Source organism: Longimonas sp. (assembly GCF_040409695.1).
In the GTDB taxonomy this organism is placed as follows: domain Bacteria; phylum Bacteroidota; class Rhodothermia; order Rhodothermales; family Salinibacteraceae; genus Longimonas.
The window spans coordinates 26497-43733 of sequence record NZ_JARWGJ010000063.1 but is presented as its reverse complement, the minus strand read 5'-3'; the positions used below and the strand labels follow the sequence as shown (position 1 = coordinate 43733).

Annotated in this window: 13 protein-coding genes and 1 pseudogene; 8 read left to right on the top strand and 6 right to left on the bottom strand. The window is 59.4% G+C overall.

Annotation, left to right across the window (positions count from 1 at the left end; translation table 11 throughout):
• Window positions 1-778 (top strand): annotated as a pseudogene (locus PPP56_RS03895) (hypothetical protein); the annotation flags it as partial.
• Window positions 779-817: 39 nt separating this feature from the next.
• Window positions 818-1672, top strand: a complete 855-nt coding sequence (locus PPP56_RS03890) for a sulfite exporter TauE/SafE family protein (protein ID WP_353562722.1) — start codon at window positions 818-820, stop codon at window positions 1670-1672.
• A gap of 103 nt (window positions 1673-1775) precedes the next feature.
• Here PPP56_RS03890 and PPP56_RS03885 read toward each other — a convergent pair whose 3' ends face one another.
• The 4 genes from PPP56_RS03885 to PPP56_RS03870 all read right to left on the bottom strand — a co-directional run bounded on the left by PPP56_RS03885 (window position 1776) and on the right by PPP56_RS03870 (window position 6060).
• Window positions 1776-2585 (bottom strand): type III pantothenate kinase, encoded by an 810-nt coding sequence (locus PPP56_RS03885; RefSeq protein ID WP_353562721.1) that lies wholly within the window; start codon window positions 2583-2585, stop codon window positions 1776-1778.
• A 43-nt stretch (window positions 2586-2628) separates the two neighbouring features.
• Window positions 2629-3438 carry a biotin--[acetyl-CoA-carboxylase] ligase gene (locus tag PPP56_RS03880; RefSeq protein ID WP_353562720.1) on the bottom strand — a complete coding sequence of 270 codons (810 nt, stop codon included), beginning with the start codon at window positions 3436-3438 and terminating at the stop codon, window positions 2629-2631.
• A gap of 35 nt (window positions 3439-3473) precedes the next feature.
• Entirely contained in the window at window positions 3474-4451 is a 978-nt protein-coding gene (locus tag PPP56_RS03875; RefSeq protein WP_353562719.1) for a TIGR00341 family protein, read from the bottom strand.
• A 64-nt stretch (window positions 4452-4515) separates the two neighbouring features.
• Entirely contained in the window at window positions 4516-6060 is a 1545-nt protein-coding gene (locus PPP56_RS03870; RefSeq protein WP_353562718.1) for a hydroxymethylglutaryl-CoA reductase, read from the bottom strand.
• 480 nt (window positions 6061-6540) lie between these two features.
• Here PPP56_RS03870 and PPP56_RS03865 point away from each other — a divergent pair, with 480 nt between their 5' ends.
• Both PPP56_RS03865 and PPP56_RS03860 read left to right on the top strand, forming a co-directional pair.
• Window positions 6541-8871, top strand: a complete 2331-nt coding sequence (locus tag PPP56_RS03865) for a TonB-dependent receptor (protein WP_353562717.1) — start codon at window positions 6541-6543, stop codon at window positions 8869-8871.
• A gap of 5 nt (window positions 8872-8876) precedes the next feature.
• A complete protein-coding gene (locus tag PPP56_RS03860) occupies window positions 8877-9806 on the top strand; it encodes a DUF4249 family protein (RefSeq protein WP_353562716.1) in 930 nt (309 codons plus the stop codon).
• A gap of 88 nt (window positions 9807-9894) precedes the next feature.
• On the opposite strand, the gene dtd is transcribed toward PPP56_RS03860, so the two are convergent.
• Both dtd and rdgB read right to left on the bottom strand, forming a co-directional pair.
• Window positions 9895-10353 (bottom strand): D-aminoacyl-tRNA deacylase, encoded by a 459-nt coding sequence (gene dtd / locus PPP56_RS03855; RefSeq protein WP_353562715.1) that lies wholly within the window; start codon window positions 10351-10353, stop codon window positions 9895-9897.
• 83 nt (window positions 10354-10436) lie between these two features.
• On the bottom strand, window positions 10437-11045 hold the full coding sequence (gene rdgB, locus PPP56_RS03850) for an RdgB/HAM1 family non-canonical purine NTP pyrophosphatase (protein ID WP_353562714.1): 609 nt from the start codon (window positions 11043-11045) through the stop codon (window positions 10437-10439).
• 152 nt (window positions 11046-11197) lie between these two features.
• Between rdgB and rpsU the strand changes: the two genes are divergently transcribed.
• The 4 genes from rpsU to PPP56_RS03830 all read left to right on the top strand — a co-directional run bounded on the left by rpsU (window position 11198) and on the right by PPP56_RS03830 (window position 17093).
• A complete protein-coding gene (rpsU, locus tag PPP56_RS03845; protein ID WP_353562713.1) occupies window positions 11198-11404 on the top strand; it encodes a 30S ribosomal protein S21 in 207 nt (68 codons plus the stop codon).
• Between the two features lie 734 nt (window positions 11405-12138).
• Window positions 12139-12696 carry an RNA polymerase sigma factor gene (locus PPP56_RS03840; protein WP_353562712.1) on the top strand — a complete coding sequence of 186 codons (558 nt, stop codon included), beginning with the start codon at window positions 12139-12141 and terminating at the stop codon, window positions 12694-12696.
• 208 nt (window positions 12697-12904) lie between these two features.
• Complete coding sequence (locus tag PPP56_RS03835) at window positions 12905-13984, top strand: FecR family protein (protein WP_353562711.1); 1080 nt, start codon at window positions 12905-12907, stop codon at window positions 13982-13984.
• A gap of 106 nt (window positions 13985-14090) precedes the next feature.
• Window positions 14091-17093, top strand: coding sequence for a TonB-dependent receptor (locus PPP56_RS03830; RefSeq protein WP_353562710.1), 3003 nt, complete (start codon window positions 14091-14093; stop codon window positions 17091-17093).
• The last annotated feature ends 144 nt before the right edge of the window (window positions 17094-17237 follow it).

Here is a 17237-nt window from a genome sequence, read left to right as displayed (position 1 = left end):
GCGCTACTACCTGCGCTACGGCAACCAGGACCTGCCCGAAGACGGTTCCGCCCCCGAGATCACCTGGGCTGGGGCCGAGCACGTCTCCCGCGCGGTGCTCGTGGGCACGCCCAACGCCGGCTCCGCCAAAGCGCTGCGCCAGATGGTGGAGGGGAAACGCACCTCACGCCTCACACCGGACTACGCTCCTGCGATCCTCGGCACCATGCCCGCCGGGTATCAGTTGCTGCCGCGAGGACGTCATGGCGCCTTGGTGGATGCCGAGGATCCCAGCGTAACGATTGACTCGCTGTTTGCCCCGGACTTCTGGCAGCGGATGGGGTGGGGCCTGGCGGATCCCGAGCAAGATGCGGTGCTCCAGCAGCTCCTGCCGGACGTAGAGGACACCCGCGAGCGCCGCCGTATTGCGCTCGACCACCAGCGGAAGAGCCTGGAACGCGCCCGGCAGTTCACCGCAGCGCTCGACATCCCAGCCACGCCGCCGCCCACCACCGAAATCGCCCTCATTGCCGGTGATGCCGAGCCTACGCTATCCCGCCTGTCGGTGGACCGCACCACCGGCACGCTCTCTGATGCAGGCGAAGCTCCGGGCGATGGCACCGTACTGCGCTCCAGTGCACTCATGGACGAGCGGGTGAATGGGACCTGGCAGCCCACGCTCAATTCGCCCATCCAGTGGTCGCAGGTCACCTTTCTGTTTGCTGACCACATCGCCATGACGCGCGATCCGGCGTTCACCGACAACCTGCTTTACTACCTGTTGGAAGCGCCACGCTGACTCCTAACTCGCACACCGACCGCTTTCCCGCTCCATGCTATGCTGTTCGAGTTTTGGTTCATGCTTCCTGTGGCTATCCTCATTGCCACCATTGCGATGGGATCGGGCGTCGAAGGCGCCACCTTCTTCTCTCCCTTCTTCATGATCGTGCTTGGGCTCGACCCGGTTACGGCCATTGGCGTTGGACTCATCACCGAAGTGTTTGGCTTTAGCAGCGGACTCTATGCCTACCACACGCGCGGCGCCATCGACTACAAAATGGGCCGTGACCTGCTTCTCGTTACTGTGCCTGCGGCGCTCTTTGGCGTGTGGGTGGCCCACTTTGTGCCTGCCGACATCCTGAAGGCGATCCTGGGTATGGGCCTCGTCATTGTAGCGATGAGCTTTCTGCGCACCCCCGACGACGACCTGGAGCAGCAGCTGGATGCGCGGGCGCAACAACCCAAAGAACACGCCGAGCGCTGCCTCGTGACGACCAACGGCACGCAGCACTGCTACACCGTCTTCAACCGCACCGAGGGGCTGCTCACTGGCGGCATTGGCGGTACGTTTATTGGAATGCTCTCAACCGGACTCGGCGAACTGAACGGCTACCTGCTCTTGCAACGCTGCCGCATTCCGAGCACCGTCGCTATTGCCACAAGCGTGTTCGTGGTGGCTATTACTGCCCTTGCTGCCTCCGTTACCCACGCTGTGCAGCTCGCCACCGCCGATGCCGAAGCGGTCAACCAGGTCCTGCGCATCCTGCTGTTTACCGTGCCCGGCGTGCTTATTGGTGGACAGCTGGGTCCCCGTGCTACCGCAAAAATTCCTGACGATGTGTTGGAGAAGGGCATGGGGGTGCTCTTCCTCATCGTGGCTACTGTCGTCCTGACAGAGGCCGCACTCGCATAACCGTTAGGCGCCGCCGGCCGCGCTCCGCACCCCGCTCTTCGGCACTGCTCTGCCTTGCCCAGCCGCTACCGTGCCCGGCCGCTACCGTGCCTTTCATCTGGCCCTACCCCGATTGCGCAAGGTCTTCCTCCATGCGGTTTACAAGCAGCCGGTACGCGCCGCGTAGCACCAGATGGGGAACATGCGCGTCGATGCGGGGGAGCGTATCCTGAAGCAGCGAAGCGGCTCCGCCTGTCAGCAGAATTCGAGGCGTGTCAGGTAGCGTTGCCTCCAGGCGGGCTACCAGGCCTTCGGCCATTCCGGCAAAACCGTGCATGATACCGCTCTGCAGCGCGTGCTCGGTAGAGGTGCCGGTAGGATGCGCGGGCACGTTCAGGTCAATAGCAGGGAGCTGTGCACCGCCTGTGGCCAGTGCATCACGCAGCAGGCGCGGTCCCGGTGCGATCACCCCGCCCAGGTACGTTGCGTCGTGACGAACCACCTCGATGGTGAGGGCCGTGCCGGCGTCAACCGCGAGCACGCTGCGTGCCGGATTGGCCTCGGTGGCCATGCCGTAGTCGAGCCAGGCTGCTGCAGCGGCTGCCAGCCGATCGGTGCCGAGCGTCTGCGGTGTTTTGTAGGCAAGCGTAAACGGCAGCCAGCCTTCGGTCTGTAGCACACGTGCAGGCGCTCCTGTGGAGGCCGTTACAGCAGCCTGTGCGGGCGCGTTCGCGTCGGGAACGACCGATACGATTCCGGCGCGTACTCCCGCATCTGGAAGCACGTCTTTCAGTGCGGCCTGCCAGGCAGCGGGATGCGCGAAATCACTTCGATCGAGCTCCAGGCGCCCTGTATCCCGAAGAACCCCATTGGCAAATTGCCCCCACTTTACAGCGCTGTTTCCGATATCAAGAATAAGCCAGGATGTAGCCATCAAGATGGGGTCATGATTACGTAGGTTCTGCTGAAGGCGCACATCACGCCGTCCGGGTGGTTACCTCGCCTGCATGAAAGGCCTGCACACCGCGAGGCGTGCGAAGGCGAAGCGCCCCCGATGGGTCGATGCCTACAACCGTGCCCGTGGCTGTACGTTCGGCCCCCGGCACACGCACCGTAATGGTTTTGCCGTAATGCAGCATTTGTTCGGTATATGCCGTGCGCAGCGCCGTGCGGGCATCGGGGTCGTGCAGGGCATCGTACCGCGCTTCCAGCTGCTTCATGAGCGCAGCCCAGAGCGGCGCACGGGGCACAGAGCGGCCCACCTGCATACGGAGGGATGTGGCCTCTGCGCCGGAAGGCAGCTCGGTCTGATTCACGTTCAGTCCGATGCCCAACACGACAGGAGAGCGCCGGGGGGATGCCTTCGCTGTTGCTCGCATCGACGTCTCCAGCAGCATCCCGCAGCACTTGCGTCCACCAATGAGCACATCATTGGGCCACTTGATCTGTGGCGGATCGGCGAGTGGATAGGTACCCAGCACATCCGCGACCGCCAGACTGGCAGCGAGCGGGATGAGCGAAAGCAACTCCGTAGGCAGTTCCGGGCGCAGCACGACCGACCCGGTGAGCGCCTGGTGCGGCGGTGCCACCCACGAGCGCCCGTGGCGTCCGCGGCCTGCCGTCTGCTGCTCAGCTAGCACAACTGCCCCTTCAGGAGCGCCCTCTTGGGCCCATTCGGCCGCCAAAGCATTGGTAGACCCTACAGCATGGTGATAGCGCAGCGACCGGCCAAAGCGTTCGGTGGTGAGCGCCGAAGCGATGGCATCGGGGAGCAGCGTATCGGTCATAGGCAGCTTACAGAAGATGGGGAAGCACCATGCGATTATGCAGCCAGCCAGATGGCAGTAGCCAGCACGGCCAGAACGAGCGTCCATAGCACCAGTGCCCAGCGGGTGGCTTTCTTGGCTTGCTCGGTCTTGTACCACGTCATCGGGCGTACGCCCATCACCAGGAAGGTGAGCACCGAGGCCAGGTTCACCCCCGCCACATTGGTAACCAGCAGCAGCGCCGCCTGGTAGGCCAGGTCGTGCTCGCCGCTCCCGGCCAGCAGCCCCACAGCCACCAGAGGTGGCACCAGAGCCACAGCAACCATCACCCCGACAATCGCAGTAGACAGTCCACGCGTTACCGCCAGCGCACCTGCTATACCAGCAGCCACGGCCAGTGCAACGTCGGGCAGCCCGATCGCCGTGCGCAGCGCAATCTCAGACTGGCCCGGGTCGACCGGCAAAACCAGCCCCATACCGAACGCCAGACTGAGTCCGGCAAGCAATCCACTCAGGTTGGTCTTCAGACTTTTCACGATGAGCGACCGGTCTGCCAGCGTGGTGCCGAGCCCGAGTGCAATGTTGGGCCCGATGAGCGGTGCGATTACCATGGCCCCGATAACGACAGCGGTATTGTCGCGCATCATCCCCCCGGCTGCTACCACCACCGAAAGCGCCACAAGAGCAAAGTAGACACCACGCATCTTCACCGAGTCGCTCATATCCTGATACAGCTCCTCGCGACTGATGCGATCGGAGCCGTTCGTCGACTTACGCTCTTCGTCTTCATCTGGACGTGGCAGCGTCGCCTCGATAGGCGACACCACGATGCGGTAGTCCTTGGTGTGGCCCATCTGCTTCTGCAGGCGTTCCAGCGCCGCCTCGGTGAGCGTGCCATCGACAATCAGACGCTCCAGCACACGTCCATCGGCAAGCGTAACCGTGTGGCGATCTACAATGGGCACATCGGCGCCCAGTTTTCCGAGAGTCTCCTGCGTATCGGGCAGGTAGACATCTATCTGTTGAAATGCCATATGGGTTTTGAGGGATGCAGAAGGCGGCGTCTGACGTGCCGGTATAAGGTCTTACGCGACACGGCTATCGATTTCGTCCGTACGATTCGTGACTGGACACCCAGTCTGACGATGAAATTGCCGCGCCCAACGACAGTTCGCCTGCCAGCGCGACCCCCGCAACAATTTCTGCAAACTTACGCACTTTTCCCTTTCCGTAACAACCGAGCATCTCCAGGCATTCGCGCTGCGTGGGCAGCCCCGTACCGCCTCCGTAGGTAGCTACAATGAGCGAGGGGATCGTGAGCGAGATTTTCAGATCGCCCTCGTCGGTCACATCGGTGTAGAGCACGCCAGCCGAAGACTCCGACACGTTGGCAACATCCTGCCCGGTAGCGATGAACATCGCCGTAATGGCATTCGGCGAGTGCGCACCGTTGTTGTTCGCCCCCGAGAGGAAGGCGCCGACCGTTGACACGTTCCAATGGTAGTGCAGGCTCTCCGGGTCGACCCGCATATGCTGCTCCAGCACCGACCGGTCGATGGTCGCTTCGGCGGTAACACGCTTGCCGCGCGTACGCATCACGTTCACCTGTGAGGCCTTCTTGTCGGTAGCAAAATTGGACTCAAGGTAGAAATGCTCAATCGGATCAGGATAGTTATCCAGAATCCACCCGCAGGCCGTGAAGGTGGCACGCCCCACCATGTTCTGTCCGGCTGCATCGCCGGTGCGATAGTTGAAACGCAGGTACGCAAAGTTATTCGACAGGTAGGTGTCAATATAGAGCAGCTTGGCCACGCTGGAGGTAGACTCGGCTTCGCGCCGCACATCGTCCATGTGGTTGTCGACCCAGTCTCTAAACTCGCGCGCTTCCCGCGCATCCGAAAACACAAAAACCGGTGCCCGCTGCATGCAATCGTTGACAACGGTGGCTTTCACGCCGCCACTCATATTTACCACCTTGATGCCCCGGTTGTACGAAGCAACCAGCGTGCCTTCAGAGGTGGCCATGGGTATCAGGAATTCGCCCTGCGCATGCTCCCCGTTCACCTGCAGCGGTCCGGCAATGCCCAGCGGCACCTGCGACACCCCTACAAAGTGCTCAATATTTCCTTGTGTAAGGTGGGGGTCGAACGAGTGCTCAAAACTGTGTGTGGGGTTCGTTTCTGTAAAGGAGCGGAGAAACGCCTGTCGTTCTTCGATTGCCGCCTCACTGTAATCATCGTCTTTATTCCGTGGGATACGGGGCAGCGTCTCTTCATTGGCGGTAATTGCGTCTTCGACCGTGAAGTCGAGCGATCCGAATGGCTTGCTTTTGAACGCGATGGAAATGCTATGCTTTCCTACACCCAGCGCCTCTGTATCACACACCACACTGAGCGTGCGGCGGAGCGGAAAGTCGATCGTGGTGCCCTTCTCAAGATCGGGGGCGGCCAGCGTCGTCCCGTCACCGAGATGCAAGCGTATGTCTGAAAGCGCTACCGGCTCCCCGTCAATCTTGACGCCTTTGAGCTGTGTAAGGGTTGCGTCTTTCAGGCGGTTCTTGATAGCAAACTGAACCCCCTGGTCGGTATTTTCGAGGCTGCCAAAGGTGTATAGCTGCTTAAGGATCATACTTGGAATCAACATAGGGACCTGGCTTTCATGATAAGAGCAAATGGGTACGGGTCATCTTTCCGTACAAAGCGGTTGGCAGTAAACGGTGCACGTAATAATAGCGCCTCACAATGTGCCGCGACGCATCGCAATGCATCGCACCGCACAATATCGCAAAAAGTTTAAAGAAATAACAAGGCATCCGTAAAGCAACGCGTCACACCACTGAACCTATAGGATAAGATGAAGCAATATACCGCCATACTGGTATCACAATCCATCTAAAACAGATGGGCCTGCGCAGGCGCTATCGGACTGTTCGCATCTTTACGATTGCCGTGTAACAACTCGCTGAATAGTTTCGTCAACGGCGTACGCAAGGTTGCTGTTTTTCACAGTCATACTGATGCACGCGCTGCTTCTGTGCACGCGCTGCGTTGCACTCTGTATATCGTCGCTCTCATAGGCTGGGCGGCCTGCTTTTACTGCTATTGTACCCTGGCTCTTTCTGTGATGCGTTTGCTGTCTTCGCTTCTTTTATACACCTGCGTCCTGGCCGGCGTGCTCCTCATTCTTGCTGCTGGTGCTGCTGGCGCCCATGCCCAAGCCTCTGAGGCCCCTTCTGCTGCGCTGAACGGATACGTGCGCGACGCCACAACCGGCGAAACCCTGCTGGGTGCAAACGTGCTGGTGCGTGAGGCCGAGCGCGGCGCAGCCACTAACAACGCCGGGTATTATACGATTGGCAACCTGGCGCCCGGCACGTATACCGTGCGGGCCTCGTACATCGGCTACCGAAGCACCGAGGAAACGGTTACGCTCGAAGCAGGCGAAGAGCGGCGCCTCGACCTGGAGCTGCTGCCCGACGACGTGGCGCTCGACCAGGTGATCGTCGAAGGCGATACCGAAGAGGCCGACCGTACCATCGGGGTAGAGCGGCTCTCTACCGACCTGATTCGCGAGCTGCCCGCCGTGCTTGAGCCCGACGTGTTTCGCTCGCTGCAGTACCTGCCCGGCATTAAAGCCGCCAGCGACTTTTCGAGTGGACTCTACATCCGCGGTGGGAGTCCCGACCAGACATTGATTCTGCTGGACCAGACCACTGTCTACAATCCGTCGCATTTCTTCGGGTTTTTCTCGACCTTCAACCCCGACGCGATCAAAGATGTACAGCTCTACAAGGGGGCTTTCCCGGCAGAGTACGGCGGGCGCATCGGCAGTGTCGTAGATATCTACAATAAGGATGGCAACCGCCGCGAAACCCGGGGCGGGCTCAGCGTGGGTCTCCTGGCCTCCCGCGCCTATGTTGAAGGACCGTACGGCGTAGACGAAGAGACCGACAGCGCCGCCGGGTCGTACATGGTGGCGGTGCGGCGCTCTACGCTTGAGCCGCTACTGGCCGTGCTGCGCGGTGCTGATGTTGAGGGCATCCCCGACCGCTTCTACTTCTACGACATCAACGCCAAGATCAACTATACGCTCACTGACGACGACCGCCTCTCGCTTTCGGTGTACGGCGGCCAGGACCAGCTCGACCTGGAGTTTCTCGACGACGGACAGTTTGACATCTCGTACGGCAACCGCACGGCAAGCGCAAACTGGACGCGCCTGGTCTCTTCGAGGCTCTTCACCTCGGTTACAGGTACCGCTTCGCGCTACCGCAGCACCCCCGTCGCCAACATTGCAGGTACCCAGTTCACACAGTCCAACGAGGTCACCGATGTCTCCCTGAAAGCTGATTTTGAGTACACCCCAACCCCCGAACATGAGATTAAAGCCGGACTGTGGGGCGGGGCGCTCTCGTTTGACCTGCGCAACACGTTCGACGGCATCGAGTCGTTTCAGCGCAACATCGAAAGCGGATACCTCGCGCTCTTCGTGCAAGACACCTACCGCCCAACTGATGCATGGCGCATTCGCGGCGGGCTGCGCGGCACGTACTTCGACCAGGGCAACTTCTGGCGCCTGGAGCCTCGTCTCTCGGTAGCCTACGACCTCAACCCCAGCCTGCGCTTGCAGGCGGCTTACGGACGCTACTATCAGTTCCTGACGCTCGAATCGAGCGAGCTCTTTACGGGCTTCGACTCGTGGCTCATGACCGACGACGGCGTGCCGCCGGCGTTTGGCGACCAGTGGGCCGTAGGCGTACAGACGCAGTGGGATGGTGGCTGGGAGGTCGAATCGGAGGCTTACATTCGCACCATGCGCGACCTGTTCGAACAAGATCCGTTTCTTCCCGACCTGTCGGGCCTCCCTTACAACGAAACGTTTCGGTTTGGACGCGGCATCGCCTACGGCAACGAATGGATCATCCGCCGCAACGAAGGTCCCGTTACGGGCTTCGTCGCCTACACGCTGAGCCGCACCGAACGGCAGTTTCCCGACGTAAACGTGAACCCGCAAGGACAGCCGAACTTCTACGTGCCGAAGTTCGACCGCACGCACGACCTGGATGTGGTGCTCAATTACAACTTGTCAGACCGCTGGCGCGCCACGGCGACCTTCAACTACGCCACCGGACAGCCTTATACCAATCCCCAGTTTCGATACAGCCTGCAAGACGACCCGCTGCAGTCCGACGTCTCGACACGCGACGTACTGGTTAGCCCTTTCAATAACGACCGGCTGCCTGCGTATCACCGCCTCGACCTCGGCGTGCAGCGCACCGGACGCTTTTTCGGACTCGCCGACATGGAGCTGCAGTTCCAGCTTATCAATGCCTATGGCCGCGAGAATATCTGGTTTTATCTGTTTGAGTTCGAAGACGACGGCTCTGTCACCCGCAATACCATCCCGCAGATTCCCGTGCCGCTGCCTAACGTTGCTCTCACCCTCACGTTTTAACTCTCATGCATACCGCTCCGCTTCACTGGCTGGCTATTGCGTGCATCTGTCTCTCCCTCGGTATTGGGCTGGGGGGATGCGACACGGTTGCGACCGACCCTGAGTCTGAGGTCGTTGTGGAGGCCTATCTAATCGCTGAAGAGCCCCTCCCTCCCGTGCGGCTCATGCAGTCCGTTGCCGCCACCGACCGCTTCGACCCGGAAGAGGCTGCCGTTCGCGGCGCTAACGTCGTGATTCAGCAGCTCGCTTCCGATGGCACCGCCACCGCCACGTATCCCTATGAAGAAACCACCCCAGGCCTCTACCGCTCCGTCGACGATCCGCCGCCCGTAATACCCCGGGCGCGCTATCGGCTCGACGTAACGACAACAGATGACCAGCAGGTGCGTGCTGAAACGACCGTTCCAGACACAATCGAGGTGATTCGCATCGAAAACACTGACGTCGTGTACCAGGGCCCCGAGCAGCCGCAGTTCACGATTCGTCCTACCCAGGCCACAGAGCGGCAGAACGTCTACGCATTCTCTATAACGTCGCTGCTGGACTTCGATCAGCGCAGTGATGACGAGCTCGCACAAGAACTTACGCCGTTCTATGCCGACGTGTACGACCCTGACGAAGATAACATTGCCGAGTTCAGGCGGGGTGCTTCTCCGCTCATCAACGAACGCACGTTTACCCGTAACGACGACGGCACCATCACGCTCGATGTGCCGTGGATCGGGTTTGCCTTCTACGGCCAGAACGACGTCGCCATCAACGCCCCTGATGAGAATTATTACGATCTGGTGCGCACGCAAGATGCACAGCAGGGCGGCCTGTCGCCTGGGGAAATTCCGAATGTGATTGACCGCATCGAGGGCGGTACAGGTATCTTTGGCAGTCTGTCGCGAACGTCCGCAACAATCACGGTAGAACGTCCTCCCGAGCTATAGCTGCCGCCACACTGTGTAGCGACCGAACTGTGTAGCGACCTGCATGCACACATGCAGCCTATCCACAGGAGTTACCGGTTGTGGGCAACTACGCGCCAGTAGGGCCCGGCTGGTCGAGCCAGAACGTGACGGGTCCATCGTTAACGAGATGGACGTCCATCATAGCGCCGAATACGCCCGTAGGAACCGGACGCTTCAGCGTAGCCTCAAGCTCACGCACAAACCGCTTGTAGAGCGCCCTGGCACGGTCGGGCGGGGCTGCATCCGTGAACGACGGGCGGTGCCCCTGGCTCGTGTCGCCACAGAGCGTAAACTGCGGCACAACAAGCGCTTCGCCTTCCGTATCCAGGAGCGAATGGTTCATTCGTCCTTCCGTGTCTGGAAAAATACGCAGATGCGCGCACTGGTGGGCAAGCGCATCAGCCTGCGTTTCCGTGTCGTTCTGGTGCACGCCCAACAGGATGAGCAGCCCAGAGTCGATGGCGCCAACCGTGTCGCCCTCTACCGTGACCGACGATTCGGAAACGCGCTGTACAAGTGCAATCATAAACGTGAGAAAACCGGGCTATGGATGAATGTGAATGGTCGACGCAGGGGCTGCTGTACAGCTCTACACAACTCTGCTTCTTGTTAGGCAAACAGCTTGTCAAACCGGCGGTCGAGCACCGAGCGTAGCGCGTCGAGTGCACGCCGCCGGTGGCTCACTGCATTTTTCTCTTCGGCCGTCATCTCAGCGAAGGTCTTTGTATGCCCTTCGGGGATAAACACCGGATCATACCCAAACCCTGCCTGTCCACGCGGTTCGTGGGCAATGGTGCCCCGGCAGATCCCCTCCACAGATGTCGTCGCCGCCGCTGTTACGATAGAAATGACGGTGCGAAACTGAGCGCCCCGCGTCGTTGCGCCCGCGAGATTATCGAGCAGATGAGCGATGTTATCCGCGTCGGTGGCATCCGGCCCGGCATAACGAGCCGTGTGCACACCCGGACGCCCGTCAAGCGCGTCTACTTCAAGTCCGGTATCATCGGCTATGGCGGGCTGCCTGGTATAGGCATGTATCGATTTTGCTTTCTTGCGTGCGTTGCCTTTCAGGGTCGGAGCGTCTTCATCAACATGAGGCGCGCTGGGCCACTCGTCGAGCGTATGTAAGGTAAGCGGCAGATCGTCGAGCAGCGTGCGAAACTCCGCGACCTTACCGGGATTGCGTGTGGCCAGAACCAGCGAGGGGGAAGAAGCCATGATGAATGCAGAGATAGGGAAAGAGGACAGAACGCAAATGCAGAAACACCGATATACGACTCTCGTAACGAATGAATGCCCGGGCTAAACAGGTCCGTGCACCCAATCAAGCGTCGCATAATGAAACAGATTACAATAACGAGGGATCTACTTTGGCTGTAGGTGTAAAAGTTCGGAATAACGAGTCGATTGATCGTGCACTTAAGCGGTTTCGCCGCCAGGTAAACCGGAGCCGTGTGCTTCGGGAGTATCGGCAGAATATGTCGTACTTGAAACCGTCTGAAGAGAAGCGGTTGAAGGAGAAGAAGGCGCGCCGCCGTCGACATCGCAACCGCGGCAACCGCAGAAAACGATTGTAAACATCGTACAGTTAGGGTCTGACAGGCAAACGAGTCGGTGGGCACCCACGGAGAGGTGCTCCGCTGCTTCGTAACGACGTACGGCTGCGCTCTGAAATGCAGTATTCGAGAGCGTGCAGTCTGCTCCCTGATTTCAGGCGCCACTGTACAGCACGCATCTCCGCTGGCCTCTCAAAGGCTGGCGAAGCCCGTAGGGCAGTCCTCACCATATGAGGGCTGCCCTTTCCGTGCGTACGGGTGGTACGTTTTCGCCTCATGCGGATTAGGCAGCGTCTGAAAGCTCTACGCAGGCTGCGCACCTACACCGCATCTTTTCGAGCACCTGCTTCTTCCGTCGCTATTTTTCTGTAGCTACCTTAGAGACCAGATATAAAAAAGCCCGGTCCCCCACCAGAGACCGGGCTTTGAGAGAAGTGATTGCATTTCCTGAACTGCACCTGGAAGACACGTGCTAAGCGCCAGCGTAACGCCGTCTCAGATATCGTTACAAAGTACCGACTCAGCGCCACTGAACGTCTATTTTAGGGAGAACACCCGTACAATCAGGTGAGCCTGATGGCCCTAAAAGCTGTTCTCGCAAAGATGTGGCAACAACTACGCTTAGCGGCAAGATAGACGAAGGGTCTCCTTTTGTTAAATGAACGTTAACACCAGATCTGTGTTGTATCGACATAGCTGGCATCCGCTGGCACCTGTCTACTCTATGCTTTATCGACCGGCTGCACCAACTCAAAGTGTCTCCTTTCGCTCCCAACGCATCCAGTTCGCCTGATGCACAAGCATCCTCTTTTGAGGGGCTGTTTCGCATGCACTACAGCGACTTGCGTAACTACGGGATGCGCCTGGTTCATCAGCATCAATGGATTGAAGATGCTATCCAAGACGTCTTTCTATCGCTTTGGCGGAGCGACACGCAACTGTCTGAGATCAATCATCCGCGCAGTTATCTCCTTTCGGCATTCCGGCGGCGTCTTCTAAAGCGCATACAGTCTGAGCGCGACCGTCATTCCCAGCGCGAATCACTTGCACCTCACTTCGACGCCTTTATCCTTTCTAAGGAGGAACTGCTTACGGCTCACGAGCACAAAGCTGAGCAGCAAGCCAACGTGCAAAAAGCCATACAAACCCTCTCAGAACGGCGACGAGAAGCCCTTTACCTCCGATTTAACCACGGACTTACGCATCCCGAAATTGCTGATGTTATGGCTATCACTCACCAAACAGCTCGAAACTACGTGTCAGAAGCACTTTCACATATTCGTAAACATATCAAGACTGTCGACGCGTCATGATTGAGGCCCTAACCGTGTCCAACAAAGTGCCTATGGTAGGCAGGCCCAGAGCAATAAAGCCAATTCTTTACGGTGGCCACCTTGTTACATTTTCGTTTCAATTCAGAAGCGTACACCTGCCCTTTTGGTGTCTCTTACACAGTGAACAGAGCACACACATAGCAGGAATGCTTCTGTGTTTCCCGTATTAGCTACCATCCTCCTTTATATGAGCGACCGCCACGAGGCACTTGTCGAACATCTGCTCGGCGAGCCGTCGTTTCAGCGATGGGCGCACCCCGAGATGTTGCACAATGCCGAGGATGACGCTCAATGGCGCGCCTGGGCGCAGCAGAGCGACGCGCACGCTCGGGCCGTTCGCGAAGCGAAACGCTCGGTGCAGGCTGTGGAGTTTAGCGACACGATGCAAGACCCCGAGCTCGTCGACGCCGCCTGGGAACGACTTGAACAGGCACGCACCGGCGCTTCCATGGCAGATGCCAGTACGGATGCCCGTACGGCACCGACGCGTGCTCCCAACCGTCGCCCCCGGCGCACGAAGCGTCCATCATCGCAGCGACATGCCTGGACATGGGGCGCTACGGCCCTGGTCGTTCTTTTCGCTGTCGGCATTGTGCTGGTCCAGCAGCCGGGTACCATATGGCCTGCCTCTCAAGAGACAGAGCACACGGTGCAGACTGCGTATGGCGAACGCGCAACAGTCAACGTGAGCAACGAGGTCGTCGCTACGTTGAGCGGCAACTCCGCGCTCACTTATCAAGATGACCAGCCGCACCAGCTTACGCTGCGCGGGGAAGCGCGCTTTGAGGTTGCATCTCGCAACGATGCCCAACCTCCCGTCGAAGTACACACCCCCGATGGCACCGTCCGTGTTACCGGCACCACGTTTACCGTAACCCACTGGAACGCGCACACGGATGTCGTGCTTGCCACCGGAGCTGTTTCGGTGGCGTCGCATACCGATACGAGTGCTGCGCACACGCTCGTTCCTGGCGACTGGGTTACGTTCAACCGCTCCGACGGCATCCAGCAGACGCAAAAGACAAATCCGCAGGCTTATCAGTCATGGACGACCGACACAATCGTCTTTGATGACACGCCGGTAAGCGCCATCGCGGCGCGCATCGAGCGCACCTACGGATATTCTGTTGCGGTAACCGAATCTTCAGTGCGCGATATGAAGATATCAGGCGCTGTTGAAAACGACCTGGACGTGCTTATTGAGGGCCTTCGTGGCATCCTCGATCGCCCCATAGAGCGCGATGCGCAGCGCATCACCATCCGGTAGTTTGTCCGACCCGATAGCTACTCCGGCCTCAGATACATTCTGTAGTGGTCTGTTCACCAACGTGTTCACTCACTTTGTTTCTCGCAAACGCCTACGAGGTTCTACCATGAGGCCATCCACTACGATACCCCTGCGATCTCTTATCGCCTTCACCATTCTGTTGATGCTGGGATGGAGCGCTCCGCTCGCCGGTGCGCAGTCCCCCACCGTACTCGCCGACCAGTCGGCTGTTGCTGCAGATGAGGACCCTGTCTTTATATCGCTCGAGGAAGCGCTTTCACGCGTAGCAGAAGAGCACAACGTGACCTTTCTCTATCAACATGAAGCACTCGACGATTTTCGCGTGCGTAGCCGAAAAGCGCTTCCGGCCCGGCTCACCGGACAGCTCGATCGCCTGCTCCACCCGCATGAACTATCGTACGAGCAAGTAGGCGAACGCTCGTATGCTATCGTTCCTCAGTCGGAACGCGCGGCGCCGGTGCGGGCCTCTGCCCCACAACAGCAGACAGGCGCGATTGAAGGTACCGTAACGGAGACCGATGGCTCGCCTCTGCCCGGCGTGCAGGTCGTGCTTCGTGGCACTCCACGTGGCACAACTACCGACGCCGATGGGGCCTACCGCCTTGAAGGCATCGATCCGGGCACATACACCGTACGGGCCACGTTTGTCGGGTTTGCGCCAGCACAGGCCGAAGTGACCGTTGCTGCCGACGAGACTGTTGAGCAGAACTTCGAGCTTCGCGAGGATGTGATGCAGATGGAGGGCGCCGTCGTAACCGGTACCCGACAGGAACGCACCCAGCGCGAAACCACCAGCTCAATCTCCGTCATTCAGGGCGATGACATTCAACGCATCGAGCCGAATAGCCAGGCCGATATTCTTCGCTCCGTACCCGGCGTACATACCGAGGGCGGCGGCGGTGAGGTCGCAGCCAACGTGTTTGTTCGTGGATTGCCTGCGCCAGGGCAGTTCAAGTACAACCCGATTCAGGAAGATGGCATGCCCGTCATCTCCGAGACGCGTACCACAACCAGCTCGCAGGATATCTACTTCCGCAACGACCTGAACGTACAGCAGCTTGAATTTGTGCGTGGCGGAAGCGCCGCGCTCTTCGGAGTGGGCTCACCCGCTGGCTTGATTAACTACATCAGCAAAACGGGCGGCAGTACGCAGGAGACCACGCTTCGCACACAGGTTGGCCAGGACAATCTCTATCGCCTCGACTTCAACACAAACGGTCCGCTGGGCGAAAACCTGCGCTATAACATTGGCGGCTTCTACCGCTACGACGAAGGCCCCGTCGTTTCGGGACTGCCTACGCAAGGTCTGCAGTTGAAGGGCAATCTCACTTACTTGCAAGACAACGGCTACATCCGCATCTACGCGAAGTACATCGACGACAGTAGCCAGTTCTTTCTCCCCTTCCCGCACGACCGTGATACAGGCGAAGCTGCAGCGGGCAACGACGGGCGTGAGATCACCACAGTGAATGCACGCGGCGCTGCCGACTTCAGCTTCCGCTCACCCGATGGCGTCTTTCAGTCCCAGATGGACCGTGGCATCGTTACGAACGGTGCATCGGTCACGTTTGAATTCGTTCAAGAGCTGGGCGACGGATACGACCTGGAAAGCCGCGTGCGGTGGACAGACATGCAGCACCAGTTCAACATCTTCATTCCGTTTCCGGCCTTCCAGGATCCGTTTGAGTATGCCGATCAGTTTATTACGGCTCCCACACAGCAAGCAGTTTGGCGCTATGCAAACAGCACCGAGTCGTTCAACCCCGGCACGCCTGGCAGCCCGAATTTCGTGATCGACCAGGGCGCCTGGAACTGGGACCGTCCGTACACCGACTTCTCGACCGATGTGCAGCTCTCGCGTACGTTCAGTTCAGGCAACACAACGCAGAACGTAACCGTGGGTGGGTTCCTCTCGCGTACCGAGGTCACCCAGCGGGATACGCACAGCAGCGTGCTGAGCGAGTTTGCGGATCAGCCTCGCCTTATCGACCTCTTCATTGAGGATACGGCGACCGGCGAGGAAACGCGTGTCACCCAGAACGGCCTTAGCAACGCAGCCAGCGTGTACGTAAACAACGAGTTCGCGAGCAACAAGGCTGCTGTCTACGCCGGTAACGAGATCACCGTTGGCGACGACCTGCGCATCGACATCGGCGCACGGTACGAGCTGCGTCAGGCCGAGATCGTTTCTGAGGGAAGCGAAGCGGTTGGCGCCGATGGTGCGTTTGGCGATGCGCTTGCCGTGCAGGGTTTCCAGTGGGGCAACAGCCAGTTCACCCGCCGATCTGTTCGCTCAACCGACGCGGCCTTCTCGCTCGGGCTGAACTATGCCCTGAGCGATGTCTTCAATCTGTACGGCGTAGGCTCGCGCGGATACTTTTTTCCCGAGCTTGCCTCGCTGGCTCCGCTCGTTGCCCCAGATGCCGAGATTGGCGATCTGGATAACGAAGAGTTCTGGCAGGGAGAGTTCGGCGTAAAGGCGGGCTCTCCGAACGTATCAGGAACGCTGGCCTTCTACTACACCGAGCTCAACAATCGCTTCTCGGCAGATCCACGCCTCAACCCCAACACCGGCGTCGTTGAGATCGTGCCAGAACAGATTGGCGGAAGCCGTACGCTCGGCGTCGAGCTTACAGGGGCCATCGTACCCCCCTTCGCAGAAGGCTTCCAGATTAACGGCATGGTGACCGTGCAGGACCACGAGTTCACCGACTTTGGTGATAACACGGGCAACTGGATCCAGCGTCAGCCCAAGTTCATGACGCAGGGCGAGCTCGTCTATGACCGTGCAGGCTTCGACGCAAGTGTGAGCGCCAAATACACGGGTAAGCGCTTCGCCGATGAAGGCAACTTCCAGGAGCTTGAAGGCTACACGATCGTCAATGCTGGCCTTGGCTACACGGTCGGCTTCGCGGACTCGCAGTCGCTCCGCTTTGGCCTGCGTGCCTTCAACGCACTCAACAGCCGGGGACTCACTGAGGGCGACCCCCGCCTGCCTGCCGGTGTCGATCCAAGCGAGTCGCCGTTCTTCAACGCACGGCCCATCCTGCCGCGCCGCATTACGGCCTCGCTCACCTACCGGCTGTAACGGGTACGGCGCTGTGTAGCGCGCTTCCCCCACCCGAAGGCAGTGCATTCTCTGTCAGCATGCCTTCGAGCGTGCATAAAAAGGCCCGACCGCCTGTACGGTCGGGCCTTTTTAACGGGCTCGATAGAGCGAGGCGATGTTCTC